8 protein-coding genes are annotated in these 14326 nt (G+C 47.8%); 6 read left to right on the top strand and 2 right to left on the bottom strand.

Translation table 11 applies throughout. From position 1 onward, the window contains the following. The first annotated feature begins 182 nt into the window (after positions 1-182). Positions 183-2459, top strand: a complete 2277-nt coding sequence (gene ptsP / locus J7438_RS08085; protein WP_209276152.1) for a phosphoenolpyruvate--protein phosphotransferase — start codon at positions 183-185, stop codon at positions 2457-2459. A gap of 213 nt (positions 2460-2672) precedes the next feature. Here the strand turns inward: ptsP and J7438_RS08080 are convergent, their stop codons facing one another. Then, on the bottom strand, positions 2673-3797 hold the full coding sequence (locus tag J7438_RS08080; RefSeq protein ID WP_209276151.1) for a PilT/PilU family type 4a pilus ATPase: 1125 nt from the start codon (positions 3795-3797) through the stop codon (positions 2673-2675). A gap of 198 nt (positions 3798-3995) precedes the next feature. Beyond that, on the bottom strand, positions 3996-5030 hold the full coding sequence (locus J7438_RS08075; RefSeq protein ID WP_209200609.1) for a type IV pilus twitching motility protein PilT: 1035 nt from the start codon (positions 5028-5030) through the stop codon (positions 3996-3998). Positions 5031-5065: 35 nt separating this feature from the next. Here J7438_RS08075 and J7438_RS28215 point away from each other — a divergent pair, with 35 nt between their 5' ends. From J7438_RS28215 to J7438_RS08045, 5 genes are all read left to right on the top strand, one after another. After that, on the top strand, positions 5066-6694 hold the full coding sequence (locus tag J7438_RS28215) for a YggS family pyridoxal phosphate-dependent enzyme (RefSeq protein ID WP_353620106.1): 1629 nt from the start codon (positions 5066-5068) through the stop codon (positions 6692-6694). 81 nt (positions 6695-6775) lie between these two features. Next, complete coding sequence (locus tag J7438_RS08060; RefSeq protein ID WP_101744744.1) at positions 6776-7330, top strand: YggT family protein; 555 nt, start codon at positions 6776-6778, stop codon at positions 7328-7330. Between the two features lie 136 nt (positions 7331-7466). Beyond that, a complete protein-coding gene (locus J7438_RS08055) occupies positions 7467-9941 on the top strand; it encodes a glycoside hydrolase domain-containing protein (RefSeq protein WP_209276150.1) in 2475 nt (824 codons plus the stop codon). Between the two features lie 59 nt (positions 9942-10000). Continuing rightward, positions 10001-11803, top strand: a complete 1803-nt coding sequence (locus J7438_RS08050) for a serpin family protein (protein ID WP_209276149.1) — start codon at positions 10001-10003, stop codon at positions 11801-11803. Between the two features lie 362 nt (positions 11804-12165). Beyond that, positions 12166-14181 (top strand): serpin family protein, encoded by a 2016-nt coding sequence (locus J7438_RS08045; RefSeq protein WP_209276148.1) that lies wholly within the window; start codon positions 12166-12168, stop codon positions 14179-14181. Positions 14182-14326 lie beyond the last annotated feature (145 nt).

Raw genomic sequence — 14326 nt, 5'->3', positions numbered from 1 at the left:
TTCTGCCAACCTCGCTATGGGCATTATTCTCGGACTGCCTCCCGGGCCCAATGGATATGTATTTAAACCTGTGGGCTGCAATAACAGGAAAGATGTTAACAGGCAATATAATTTGCCATGGATTGCTATTGTACTGTTAAAGTAGTTGCAGCAAGTATTATCAGACCGGATACGTCATAGACATGCTAAACACCCTGCGCAATATCGTACAGGAAGTCAGTTCTGCCTCTGATCTACAAGTGGCACTGCAGATTATTGTGCAGCGGGTTCGTGGTGCCATGAACACCGAGGTGTGCTCGGTCTATCTATACGATTCTGAGAGCACCTCTTATACTCTGATGGCTTCAGAGGGTTTGAACCCTTCCGCAGTCGGACAGGTGACTCTCTTTCATTCTGAAGGCCTTGTTGGACAGGTGGGGCTGCGGGAAGAGCCCATAAACCTCGAAGATGCTGCTTCTCACCCGAAATTTCACTATATCCGCGAAACCGGAGAAGAGCGATTCACCTCTTTTCTCGGTGTCCCCATTATCCATCACCGTAATACGCTGGGTGTGCTGGTGGTTCAGCAGGTTGAGCAGCGGCGTTTTGATGAACATGAAGAAGCGTTTCTGGTCACCATGTCGGCCCAATTGGCAGGGGTTATTGCCCATGCCCAGGCAACCGGTTCAATCAATAATGTCTCCACGCCCACCCGCAAAAAACGAATTGCGCGCTTTCAGGGGAGTGCCGGTGCCACAGGGGTAGCCATCGGCGAGGCGGTGGTGATTACGCCTCCGGCTGATCTTGGTGCGGTACCTGAGCGAACCTGCAAGGATATAGATCTGGAACTCGCCTTGCTTGACGATGCCCTGGCTGCGGTGCGAAAAGAAATGAAAGACACCGCTGAACGATTGTCTGACCGTTTACCTGCCGAGGAACATGCACTCTTTGATGTTTATCTGAGAATGCTGGATGACCGGGCCCTTGGTCAGGAGATAAGAGAGCGGATTCGGGGCGGATCCTGGGCACAGGGTGCCTTGAGACAGGTGATCGAAGAGCATATCCGCAATTTCGAAATGATGGACGATCATTATCTCCGTGAACGGGCTGCCGACGTCAGGGACCTGGGGCGCAGAGTACTTTCTCATCTCCAGCAGGGAGAGCATGCGAGGGTTGAATACCCTGCGAATACCATTCTGATCAGCGAGGAGCTTTCTCCGGTTATGCTGGGCGAGGTTCCACAGGAGTCACTGGCGGGTCTGGTTTCCAAGCAAGGTTCCAGTAACTCCCATGTGGCTATTCTTGCCCGTGCTTTAGGTGTGCCTACCGTCATGGGGGTGGTTGATCTGCCTTTCCATAAGCTGTCCGGAAAAAAACTGATTGTGGATGGTAATCTTGGCCTGATCTACTCCTCTCCGGCCCAGGAGTTGCTGGATTATTACATCGAAGTACTGGAAGAGGAAAATCAGTTCAGTAAGGGGTTGGAAGCCATCAGAGATCTGCCCTGTGAGACCCCGGATAATTACCGTATTCCACTCTGGGTCAACACCGGACTGATGACCGATACCATCCGCTCACTGGACAGAGGAGCTGAAGGTGTTGGTCTGTATCGGACTGAAGTACCTTTTATGGTTCGGGATCGTTTTCCCAGTGAATCCGAACAGGAAAAGATTTACCGACACCAGCTTGAAGCTTTTGCGCCACGACCCGTGACCATGAGAACCCTGGATATTGGCGGGGATAAGTCGCTGAGTTATTTCCCCATCAAGGAAGATAACCCTTTCCTTGGCTGGCGGGGGATTCGGGTAACACTGGATCATCCGGAAATCTTTCTGGTGCAGGTCCGGGCCATGTTGAAAGCCAGCGTGGGGCTGGATAATCTCCGGATTATGTTGCCGATGGTATCCAGTATTTTTGAAGTCGAGGAAGCGCAACACCTGATTCACCGGGCCCATGCGGAAGTGCTTGCTGAAGGCCTGCCAGTATCCATGCCACCGGTGGGTGTGATGGTGGAAGTGCCCGCTGCCGTTTATATGGTCAAGGACCTTGCACAACGTGTCGACTTTCTTTCCATCGGGTCGAATGACCTTGTTCAATACCTGCTGGCCGTAGACCGCAACAACCCCCGGGTATCTGACCTTTATCACTCCTTTCACCCCGCCGTACTGCATGCCTTACAGAAAGTTGCGGACGATGCCCATCAGGAAGGAAAGACCGTCAGCATCTGCGGTGAAATGGCGGGTGACCCTGCTGCAGCGGTACTGTTAATGGCCATGGGCTTCGATATGCTGTCGATGAGTGCCGTGAATCTGTTAAAAGTCAAATGGGTGTTAAGACGCATCGGTATGGATCGTGCGAAAATGATATTGTCGGATTTAATGAAGCACGACAATGCGCAGGTGATTCGCAGCTCCCTGGAACTTGCCCTGTGTAAAGAAGGCATGGGCAAGGTTCTCGGGATCAAGAGCCGGCGTTTTTAGGCCAATGGCACTGACTTAAGAGTGAAAGCCTTGCCATACGTAGGCTTTAAGACACCCTGCGATTTGAACCACAAAGCACACAAAGAGCACAAAGGAAAAGAAAAGCTCTTCTTAGTGCTCTCTGTGTGCTTTGTGGTTCCAATTCAAATCTCTCAACCTGTATCAATTCCCATGTTTGCGGGGCTTTAAAGCTTAAGTCAGCGCCATTGGTTTTTAGGCTTCTTCCATCTGCAAGGTCAATTTACCAGAACGCTGGGTAAGATAACTCTCATCCACTTCTGAACCCAGCTTAATCATCAGACGCAAGTCGTTTGCAGAATCAGCATACCGGATGGCGTCTTCATAGCTGACCTCGCCACGGTTGTAGAGATCAAATAATGCCTGATCGAAAGTCTGCATGCCCAGCTCCCGGGATTTTTTCATTAACTCTTTCAGTGCGTGAGCATCCCCTTTGCGAATCATATCCTGGGCCAGGGGGGTATTCAGTAACACTTCTATGGCTGGAAGCCGCCCTGTGCCATCCAGAGAAGGAACCAGCTGCTGGGCGACAATGCCCTTCAGATTCAGGGAAAGATCCATCCAGACCTGGTGATGATGTTCCGGGGGGAAAAAGTGAAGAATGCGATCCAATGCCTGGTTGGCATTATTGGCATGCAGCGTTGCCAGGCATAGATGGCCGGTTTCCGCGAAGTTCAGGGCATATTGCATGGTATCCTGACTGCGAATTTCACCAATCATAATGACATCAGGAGCCTGACGCAGGGTATTTTTCAGCGCCACTTCATAAGACTTGGTATCAATCCCCACTTCCCGCTGGGTTACAATGCACCTTCTGTGTTGATGGATAAATTCAATGGGGTCTTCAATGCTGATGATATGACCTGTGTCGTTTTCATTACGATAGCCAAGCATCGCCGCCAGGGTCGTCGACTTCCCCGTGCCGGTAGCGCCCACCAGAATAACCAGCCCTCGTTTGACCATGGTCAGGTCTTTCAGGATAGGTGGAAGTTTCAACTCTTCGAAACCGGGTATTTTCTCTTCAATTCGCCGCAAAACCATACCTGACTGATTTCTCTGCTGAAAAGCACTGACCCGGAACCGGCCAACCCCCATTTTGGCAATGGCAAAGTTACACTCCTGCTTTAATTCAAACTCCAGGCGCTGCTTCTCATCCATTACCCCAAGCACCATATCTTTTGCTTCTGTGGCCGTCAGCGGGGTCTTGTTGACAGGTATCAAACGTCCGTCCAGCTTGACACTGGGAGGATAGCCGGCAGTGATAAACAGATCCGATGCTTTTTTTACGGCGACCAGTTTTAATAATTTTTCAATATCCATTTATTTGGCTACTGTTCTGTGTTTGAACCACAAAGGACACAAAGGAAAAGCTCTTCTTCGTGCTCTTTGTGCCTTTGTGGTTCCAATGCAAGACATGCAACACCTATCAACCAACCGCCAGCCCCCCTCATCAAGTGCTGAAAGAAGGCAGGGTGCAAATTTACCATCAATCCTTAATGTCTACCCTGAGTGCGACACCTAAAATGCGTCACGGTCCTTGGCCTTTTCACGAGCCACATCACGAGAGATCAGTCCCTTTTTCATCAGGTTCGTCAGACACTGATCCAGTGTTTGCATGCCAAGCCCACCGCCGGTCTGAATGGCTGAGTACATCTGGGCAACCTTATCTTCCCGAATCAGGTTTCGAATACCTGCAGTGCCAAGCATAATCTCATGGGCGGCTACCCGGCCTCCACCGTTTTTCTTCAAAAGTGTTTGCGAGATCACAGCCTGGAGGGATTCCGAGAGCATTGAACGCACCATGGACTTCTCTTCCGCCGGAAATACATCGACGATACGGTCAATGGTTTTTGCCGCCGAGGTGGTGTGCAACGTACCGAACACCAGGTGACCGGTTTCTGCAGCGGTCATCGCCAGCCGGATGGTTTCCAGGTCACGCATCTCACCAACCAGAATAATATCGGGATCTTCACGCAACGCAGAGCGCAGTGCATTGCTGAAGCTATGAGTATCCCGATGCACTTCCCGCTGGTTAACCAGACACTTTTTCGGGGTGTGGATAAATTCTATGGGGTCTTCAATGGTCAGGATATGCTGATATTTGGTGTCATTAATGTAATCCATCATGGCCGCCAGCGTGGTGCTCTTGCCAGAGCCGGTAGGGCCAGTCACCAGCACTAACCCCCGGGGTTTATCCGCAATGGTTTTAAATACCTGTCCCATGCCCAGGTCATCCATGGTCAGTACTTTACTGGGGATAGCCCGGAACACCGCCCCCGCCCCCCTGTTTTGGTTGAAAGCATTGACACGGAAACGCGCAACGCCCGGCACTTCAAACGAGAAGTCCGCTTCCAGGTGCTCTTCCAGATCTTTACGCTGTTTGTCGTTCATGATGTCATAGATCAAACCATGAACTTCCTTCTGCTCCATGGGCGGCAGATTGATACGGCGAACATCACCGTCGATTCGAATAATTGGCGGAAGTCCTGCCGACAGATGCAGATCCGAAGCCCCCTGTTTATAGCTGAACGCCAATAGCTCTGTAATATCCATTTATTATCCCCCTTACACCAGGAAGCAGGTAAACTATGAGATTATCTGGGAATAGCGCTATTCCAGAACAATCTCCCTGCCAATTTATTATTTACCCGGTAATGTACAACCTGATGACCTTATTACAAAACCGATTTCAGCGGGTTTATGACCGAATTCATCAAGCTGAGCAAGCCTGTAATCGCAACGGGCAAGTGCAACTGCTGGCAGTCAGCAAAACCAAACCTGCCTCTATGGTGCGTGAAGCATGGCATCTGGGTCAAAAGCATTTTGGCGAAAACTACCTTCAGGAAGCCTTGGGCAAAATGGATGAGCTCAGTGATCTTGCGGATATCCACTGGCATTTCATCGGTCCAATCCAGTCCAACAAAACCCGGGATATCAGCAGCCACTTTGACTGGGTTCACAGTGTTGACCGGTTGAAAATCGCGCAAAGGCTGAATGATCAGCGTCCCCGGGAACTCCCTCCGTTAAATATCTGCCTGCAAGTGAATATCAGCGGCGAAGCGTCAAAATCCGGGATCAGCCTGCATGAGCTGCCAGCGCTGGTACCCTCCATTGCCCGCTTACCCCACCTGAAGCTGCGTGGCCTGATGGCTATTCCCGCCCCGGAAACCGACCCTGACCGACAGCGCGAGCCTTTCCGGGCACTGACCAATGCGTTACATACCCTGAATACCGAGTTTTCACTGACGATGGATACCCTGTCCATGGGCATGACGGATGATCTTGAGGCAGCGATTCAGGAAGGTTCAACCATGGTTCGTATTGGTACTGCACTGTTTGGCTCCAGAACCTCTGCTCAGCCCTTCTCTGCAAGCGCCTCAAAGGGACAGCAACGCATGAATAAATCAACCATTGCTTTTATCGGTGCTGGCAATATGGCCAGCAGTATTATCGGTGGCCTGATCAATAATGGCTGGCCAACCTACCAGTTGATTGCTTCCGCCAGAACGGCAGAAACATTGTCCGATATCCGTGAAAAATTTAATATTGCGACCACCGTGGATAATCACCAGGCCGTCAGCCAGGCTGACATCATTATGCTTTGTGTGAAGCCACAGGTGATGAAAGCGGTTCTGACCGACTTAAGCCCGTCCATAAAACCGGATGCCCTGGTTATCTCCGTCGCTGCCGGCATTACCATGGAAAGTTTGCAGAACTGGGGAGGCGAGCACCTTTCGATCGTACGCAGCATGCCGAACACACCTTCTGCACTGCAATGCGGTGCCAGCGGTTTGTTTGCCAACAAAAACGTCAGTACTGCCCAAAAAGCGCTGACCGATGATATTTTTAATGCCATAGGTATTACCAGGTGGGTCGACCATGAGTCCTTAATTGATGCGGTAATAGCCGTTTCTGGCAGTGGCCCGGCCTACTATTTCCTGCTGATGGAAATTATGGAACAGGTCGGTGTTCGCCTTGGCCTTGATGCAGAAACCTCAAGACAGCTGACCCTGCAAACGGCCCTGGGGGCTGCCAGGATGGCAACGGAAAGTGATGTTGATGTCGCCGAGCTTCGTCGTCGCATTACCTCTCCCAACGGAACCACGGAACAGGCCATAAAGACGTTTCAGGAACAGGGGTTGCCTGAGCTGGTGGCACAGGCAATGAATGCTGCCGTCAACCGGTCGATAGAACTGGCAGAAACGCTGAAAGACTGATTCTGTTGACGGGCGATGGAAAGCTGTAATATGCATACAGATTATTAAATTATTTTGACCAAAGGGTAACCAATACACTCTATGTCTGCACTTTCTTCGAGTCTCAGCTTCCTGATCCAGACCCTGGGTGGTTTGTATATCATGGCTGTGTTGATTCGCTTCCTGCTTCAGCTGGTTCGAGCCGACTTCTATAACCCGATTTCTCAAGCTATCGTGAAAGCCACATCGCCACTGCTCAATCCCATCCGCAAGATAATTCCCGGTTATGGCGGTGTGGACATGGCCTCTCTGGTTCTGGCGCTGATACTTCAGATCGCACTGCTCTATGTACTGCTGTTGATAGGTGGTTTCTCTCTGGCGACCATTCCTTTCCCCAGTGTCCTGATCAGCAGCCTGATTAAACTGGGCATCGAGTTTCTGAATATTTATATGTTCAGTCTGATCATTATCGCCATTGCCAGCTGGGTAGCACCGAACAGCTATAACCCGGGGCTGATGCTGCTGTTCCAGATTACCGAGCCACTCACCAGCCGTATACGCAAAGTGATCCCACCCCTTGGTGGGCTGGATTTTTCCCTGATGGTTCTGGTGATCATTATTATTACCCTGAAGAATTTTCTGGGTGCCCTGGCCTGACCCTGCCAATCTGACCACTGGCGCTGTTCTCTGGATCAACGCCAGTGTCTCTCCTCCATTTCAGATTCTTTAAACTGTCTCCTTTCCGTCGATATTAAGGCTACCCCCAAACAACTGTGAGGCAGCTGAAAGGATCATGGAACAGGCCATTAAGTACATGCTTCGAAAGTTAATATGGCCAAAAGCAAGGTTAACTGGCAGAACGACCAGACAATGGGCTGTATCAGCTGCCTGTATTTTAAGCCTCAGCAGCCCTTTCTCTTCGTCAAGTGATGAAAACCTGCTGCTGAGTGAAGCGGAATCACCACCCTTTATCCACACCTTCCAGCAGTCCGACTTTAAGAATGGATCTGAGCTGATCATCAGCGGCAATAATGGCTCAGACAAACAGCAAATCCTGATTGTGCGTATTGATAATGAAAGCTCCGCAGATTACCGGTCCAGGGTCAACCAGGAGTTCACGCTCTCACCCGGTCCGTTTGCAGTGGTACTGCCCCTCTCAGGGCTGAAAACATCCGGCGGACAACCCTTTACACAGCCATACACCAAACTGTTTGTGTTCAGTGCCGATATGTGGGCGGGCATCGAGCTGGAAAAAATCCATATCAGCTCTGCCGCCAGTCTGCCCGAAAACACTCTGGCACTGGATTTTGGGTCAGGCGACAGTGCGGCTTTCCCCGGCTTTGAATCCATTGGCAAAAACAGCTCATACCTGAAAGGCAAAACCACCGAACGGGTCCGCACTTCCGGTGATGCACTGATTCGGGATGGTATTGCCGGGGTTTCCAGCCTGCAGATCCCCTGGTCTGATGGATTATGGAAACTCAGCCTGTGGACACAGGACCAGGGAGAATGGGAATACCTGCCCCACTTTCTTAACCGGCAAATCATTGCCAATGGCACCACCATCGTTGATGAGAAGTTTACCAGGGAGCAGTGGATCAATGATGTTTATCTGGCTGGCAGGAAAAAAGAAGGCGGTATCGATGGGGACTTGTGGGCGTTGGTTGGTGAACGCCGAAGTCACTTTATCAGCAAAAACATTGGTGTCATCAATGGGATGTTGACTATCGATCTGACCGGTGACTATGACGCCAGATACCTGGCGGCTCTGGTTCTGGAACCTGTTAAAGGTACCTTTGCCCAGGCTACCCAGAAAAAACGACAGGAACGCCTGCTGAATCAATGGTCTGTAACCACTGAGCCATACACCCCTCCAGATTCACTGTCATTGGAAGATATCAGCCAGCAGGTAAAGGATGATGACGCTTTTTATCTGGCAGCCCGAAACAGCCTGCTTAACCTGGCCTTTGAAATAGCAAGCCCGATGGATGACGTTGCACCCGCCGTTGTGGTTTCCCCACCGAAATCGTCGGATGGAGAACCCTTAAAGGTTATCACCCGCTATGGGCACTGGCGCTATGAAAGACCGACGCCCAATGCCACGTCACTGATACTGGATGACAGCTATCTCCGTGCCGATATGGCAAGCCTTCGCCTATCCAGCAAAAAGCCCAGACGCCTCTATGTTCAGGTGGAAGTTCCCACTGAAGCACTCCCTGGCGATTACGCTGGTATGATTCAGCTGTTCAGCGGTGGTGAACTGCGGTTGCTGCATTATAAAATACGGGTACTTCCGACCGTGCTGCCAGAACTGGAAACCCCTGTAGGCCTCTACCTGGAACCGCCACCCTACTATCAGTGGTTCAAGGCTCTGGCAGGACAGAGTGCCAATACCACTTCCTGCGATCTTTCCCTGCTGGCTTCCCACGGTTTCAGCACTGTTGCCCCTGCATTGGCAACACCCGGCACCGAGACCGGACGACAGACGTTTATTAAGCAACTGCAGCAATTAGTGCGCTTTGGCTTCAACGGCAAGATTCTGGCTTACGCACCGTTGAAACGCCTGTTAAGTCAGAAAGGCGAAACAGAGGCAATAGCGGACTTAAAACAGCTGCAACAGTTATCAAAGAACCAGAACCTCCCTGAAATTTACTGGTCAATTTTTGACGAGCCAGCCAGGGATCACTTTTCGCAAATAAAGAACACCGCCAGCCTGCTAAACGACAACGCCCAACCATTTAAAACTGCTGGCCATTTGAACCATGACCATCAGGCTGAACTTGCCGAAGAAACAGACCTTCTCCTGATCAACCACGGCACCGAAGTGACCGAAGAAAATATTGATGATTGGCAGGAAAACAGCACGGTCTGGCTATACAACATGCCCAAACCCCGGTTAGCGGCTGGCCTGTATCTCTGGCGATCCGGTGCTGAGGGCTATTTACAATGGCATGGCCGTATGCCTACTGCCGACCCATTTGATCCCATCGATGGTCGGGAGGGAGATGTTATGTATATCTACCCATCTGCCAGCCGGTGTCCGGAAGTTCTGGATATTCATCGCCGTTTTCTTGATTTGCATGAAGCGACCCTTGATCTGCGTTGGTTGCAGTGGCTTGAGGGCATATCCCACAAACAAACCGAAGCCCAACAGCTTCTGGCAGAAATTCGGGCAGAGATACCGCCACAATGGGAACGGGCGGCATTAATAACAGAGGAACAGCGGATGGCAATACGTGACCGGATAATATCAATCATCAGTAGATAGAAAGCATGGAAGCAGCGAGTTTTCTCACTAATTAAATATTATCAAATGGAGGGAATACTATGGGACCGATATCTTCAGGCCAAACACCATCAGTGTCATTAGAGTCATTAACTCCCCCGGACACATCCTCCCGGAGCTATTTATCGGCCTCTGATATTGTTGAAAAACTTATGGATACCGTATCGTTTGCGATCCTGAGTATTACCGACAAAAAAAGCAGGGTAGTGTCTTCTGCCAGCCTGGCACCGGTTCTGGGCATGGTTCTGGCCTGTATGAAAGATAACGCCAAGAAGGAATTGCTCCTGAACATCCCCCCGGGCTCGTTAACTGAAGAGCTGGAGATGGAAATCCATCAAAAGCTTGGTGAATTCAGCAAAGACCGACCTTATGATGAAACTGGCAAGATCATCTCTGCCGCTAACTTTGTTGGTACAGCCTCTGTTACCACGGATCAGTATCTTGACCGGATACTGTCTGAATGTTATCAAACCCAAACGTTGGAAATTGATAAAGAGAACGTAGCGGACGCCGCAGATACTTTTGTTAAAGAGAAAACCAAAGGAAAAATTAAGCAGTTGTTTGATGATCTTACTGAATTTGAGCGGAACCAGATTTCATTGGTATTAGGTAATGTAATGGAAATCCGGGGTGTCTGGATGGAGGCTTTTCCCCTGAATAGTAAGGCTTCGTGCCGTTTTCTGTGCGCAGATGGAACTATGAAAAACGTCAGGAAGATGCGTATAAAAGAAAATTTACACTTTGCTGGCAATAAAGTGTTTACTGCCATTGCCAAAGATTTCCGATCGGAAAATGGGGAAGATCTTAAATTGGTCGCGATAACACCGAACAGGACCAGTGCGACAGCGATTAACAAACTTGATTCTGAAACCATTAACCATCTGATTAGCAAATTGGATGAAAGTAAAGCGGAGATTACGCTGGATCTTCCCAAAATAGAAGTAAAGCAAGGTAGTGATACTGAACTACTGGAAAAAATTACAGATGCCCTGGGAACATCCATAACAGCTCGGGATTTGTCCAGGTTAAACCCATCACCCACTTATAATCTGCGGATGGTACAGAAAATCACAGTATCCGTTGACGAACAGGGTGCTGACAGCACAATTGCCACTGCTGCAACAGCGGCTTCAAGGGGGGGCGAAAACACCTTTAATGTTGACTGCCCCAGCTATATAGCCATTGTAGGCAGCAAAGGTAATCGGTTGCTTGAGATGGTCATTAAGGATGACAGCTTTTTGGTGCCTGATGGTTCGCCTGTGATCATGCCCCCCCAGGATCAGGAAGATAGTTATCTGTCGGATGATGATGATTTTTCAGATGATGAAGAGTATTTCAATAACCGGTCATCATTCAGGAAAGACGAACTTGTTCAAAATGTTAGGGTGAATTCTACCGAGACACATCCACAAGCCAGTAGAATCAATAAAGATTTTCCAAAATCTGAATTTTCACCAGCCAAAAATGAGCAGTTACAAAAAGACGGAAAAAGCAGTATTGAAGCCACTATTGCCTCTACATTAGAGGAATTATCTGCTGCCCCTCATAAAGCTATTGATGTCAGTACTTTAATACAACATGTATTTAACCCGACCGGGAAGCTTGATATTAAAGGTGCCATGGCAGCCAGGGAAATAGCCCTGGGTATCGTGGTTAATTCTTTGAACGACGCCATTAAGATTAAACAAGAAATATTACAATCCATTGGAGAAAAATATGAAGAATCTGTTAAAATTTGGCAGAACGAAAAGCCTGTTAAAGTCGTGGTTTCATCTGTAGCTTGCAAAACACTGTTTGAGAACTTAACTTCTGAATTTAATTTCAATGCACAATCCGGAGATTAATTATCTCTGGATTTTTTTAACAAAGCCTCACACAATCCCCTTGCAGATATCAGCCAACAATTCACCCTGCATGAAATTTGCGATTGGTATGCTCAGCTTGTGCATGTGGTGCTGGCGCAGGGATCTGGGGACCGAGAATAGACCAAAGATTATGACCGTCCAGGGAACTATTATCCACACAAAATGTCTTAATAATATTCAGGTCGGCAACGCTGAATATCCATTTATCAGATCAATACTGTAAATCATTACAGTTTTCCGTCACTTGCGGCTGATTAACAAGACAATCCCTTGCCACAAAGCATGGAGGCAGCGAGTTTGTGCTCGCTAAATAATTTTTATCAAGCATTGGAGAGAATACTATGGATGACATACGTTTTGCCCCAGAGATACCAGCGTTATTCCAGAGAACAAACCTGCCAGACACAGCATCCCCGGCCACTTTATCGGCCTCTGATATTGTTAAAACAATGGTGGATAAATTATCCCTTGAACTCCTGGACATTAAAGGCAATAAAAGTAAGGCACTCTCTCTTGTCAGCCTGCTTCAGCCTCTGGGCATGGCTCTGTTGAGTATGACAGACGACACCATCGTGGCATCGGCTCTTGGCATCTCCCCGGATTCCTTAACTCAAGACCTGAAAGATAAGATTCATACAGAACTCGGTAAATGTGCCGTAAAACAATCTAACAATCCTGACTCTGATCAGTCAATCCGTTTCACTAACTTTATTGGGTCTACCTATTGCTACGATAATGAGCAGTATGAACAGTCACTGTCTAAATATTATAAAACCAAAAAGCTGGACAATAATAACAATGGCAAGAGCCTTGCCGACACCATAGATTCTTTTGTTCATGATAAGACCGAAGGAGTAATTGACACGGTTTTTGGTCATCTTACTGAATCTCAGCGGCACAAAGTTAAAGCGGCTTTAGGCAGTGTGATTGAATTCCAGATTGACTGGGATGAAAGATTTTCTGAAGATGACACGGAAAAGGGTCAATTTCAGTGTGCAGATGGAACTTTTATTAATAACGTCATGATGATGTGTAAAACTGAAGTTCTTAACGTGGCTACTGACGAAAACTTTGCGGCCATTGCCAAAGAATTCCGATCTGCAAATGGAGAAGATCTTAAATTGGTGGCGATAAAACCACGCAAAAGCAGTGCGACAGCAATTAACAACCTGAATTCTGAAACGATTAATCATCTGATTGACAAGCTAAAACATTTTGAAATGGAGGTTGAGCTAAAACTACCCAAAATTGAGATAACGAACAGTTGTAATACTGAGTTACTGGATAAAATTAATCAGGTATTAGGGACCTCCATAGAAGCAAAGGATTTATCAAAGTTAGGTACACAGTCGGATGATCAACTGCACATAGTTCAGAAGATCAAGGCATCCATTAATGAAAAGGGTGCCCGTGGTTCAATTGCCACTGCAGCAGTAGATTTAAGTAGGTCATTATTTACAGACCCAATTTGTTTTGATTTTAACTGTCCTGGCTACATTGCCATTGTGGACGGGGAGGGTAATCGGTTGCTTGAGCTGGTCATTAAAGATGGCCAATTTTTGGTCCATGATGGTCCACCCATGGTCACAGACGCTGAAAACTGTAACTCTTATAATCAGACATATTTTAAGACAGATGGCTTATCTGATGACGAAGATGATTATGTATCTAATGACAAAGATAATAGACCTGATAATAAATGTTCCGAATGCCAAGGGTTAGCCACTCAAGTTTTGTTGCCATATTATACAATTTTACCTCTGCCTGCTAATGAAATCGAATTATCAGATATCAACGATTATGAAACTGGATTTTTACCACAAGACAATATGCAGTTACAAAAATACCTGAAAACCAGTATTGAAGCCCCTTCAGCCTCTGTAGCTTCTCAAACGGTACTGGAAAAAGCAGAACCAGCCTCCCAGCAGCCCAGTGTTTCCGGGGAACAAAGTCCCGTAAAAACGCCTTCACCAGCAGAAAATGAGAAGTTACCAGCCTCTGCAATAGATAATTCTTCAAAACATCTATCTACTGGCCTTACCGCCTCTACAACAGATGAGTTTTCAAATCTTTTATCTGCCAACCCTCTTAAAACTTTTGATGTGAGTACTTTAATAAAAAATAATTTTAAACCGAATGAGGATTTCAATATTAAAAGCGCTGCGGCAGGTAAATCCTCGTTAAAAATCAACGTTGAACATGAGAACGACGCCATTAAGGTTCAAAAAAGAATATTAGAATCAATTGGAGAAGAACATAGTCCTTATGTTAAGATTTGGAAAAATTTTGATCCTGTCCACGTAGAGGTTATATTTGATGCTTGGGTCGCACTGCGGAAGGATTTAGCTTCTTCATAACTTCAAATAAATACAATGTACTAATTTATGACTGTTATAGGTAACACTGCCTGCAAGCATAGCTGGTGTCATGCAACCTGAAAAAACCTTTCACCAATTCAGGCGTCTTTTGTAGCGATCGCATCTTACTACGAACAAAACCTAT

Origin of the sequence: Thalassotalea sp. G20_0 (genome assembly GCF_017744175.1) — a bacterium.
Lineage (GTDB): Bacteria > Pseudomonadota > Gammaproteobacteria > Pseudomonadales > Endozoicomonadaceae > Endozoicomonas.
The sequence above is the reverse complement of the archived record's forward strand: the minus strand, read 5'-3'. Positions and strand labels throughout refer to the sequence as shown.

Coding starts and splice junctions, on each gene's coding strand:
- ptsP (WP_209276152.1), top strand. CDS start 183: ATGCTAAACACCCTGCGCAATATCGTACAGGAAGTCAGTTCTGCCTCT.
- J7438_RS08080 (WP_209276151.1), bottom strand. CDS start 3,797: ATGGATATTGAAAAATTATTAAAACTGGTCGCCGTAAAAAAAGCATCG.
- J7438_RS08075 (WP_209200609.1), bottom strand. CDS start 5,030: ATGGATATTACAGAGCTATTGGCGTTCAGCTATAAACAGGGGGCTTCG.
- J7438_RS28215 (WP_353620106.1), top strand. CDS start 5,066: ATGAGATTATCTGGGAATAGCGCTATTCCAGAACAATCTCCCTGCCAA.
- J7438_RS08060 (WP_101744744.1), top strand. CDS start 6,776: ATGTCTGCACTTTCTTCGAGTCTCAGCTTCCTGATCCAGACCCTGGGT.
- J7438_RS08055 (WP_209276150.1), top strand. CDS start 7,467: ATGGAACAGGCCATTAAGTACATGCTTCGAAAGTTAATATGGCCAAAA.
- J7438_RS08050 (WP_209276149.1), top strand. CDS start 10,001: ATGGGACCGATATCTTCAGGCCAAACACCATCAGTGTCATTAGAGTCA.
- J7438_RS08045 (WP_209276148.1), top strand. CDS start 12,166: ATGGATGACATACGTTTTGCCCCAGAGATACCAGCGTTATTCCAGAGA.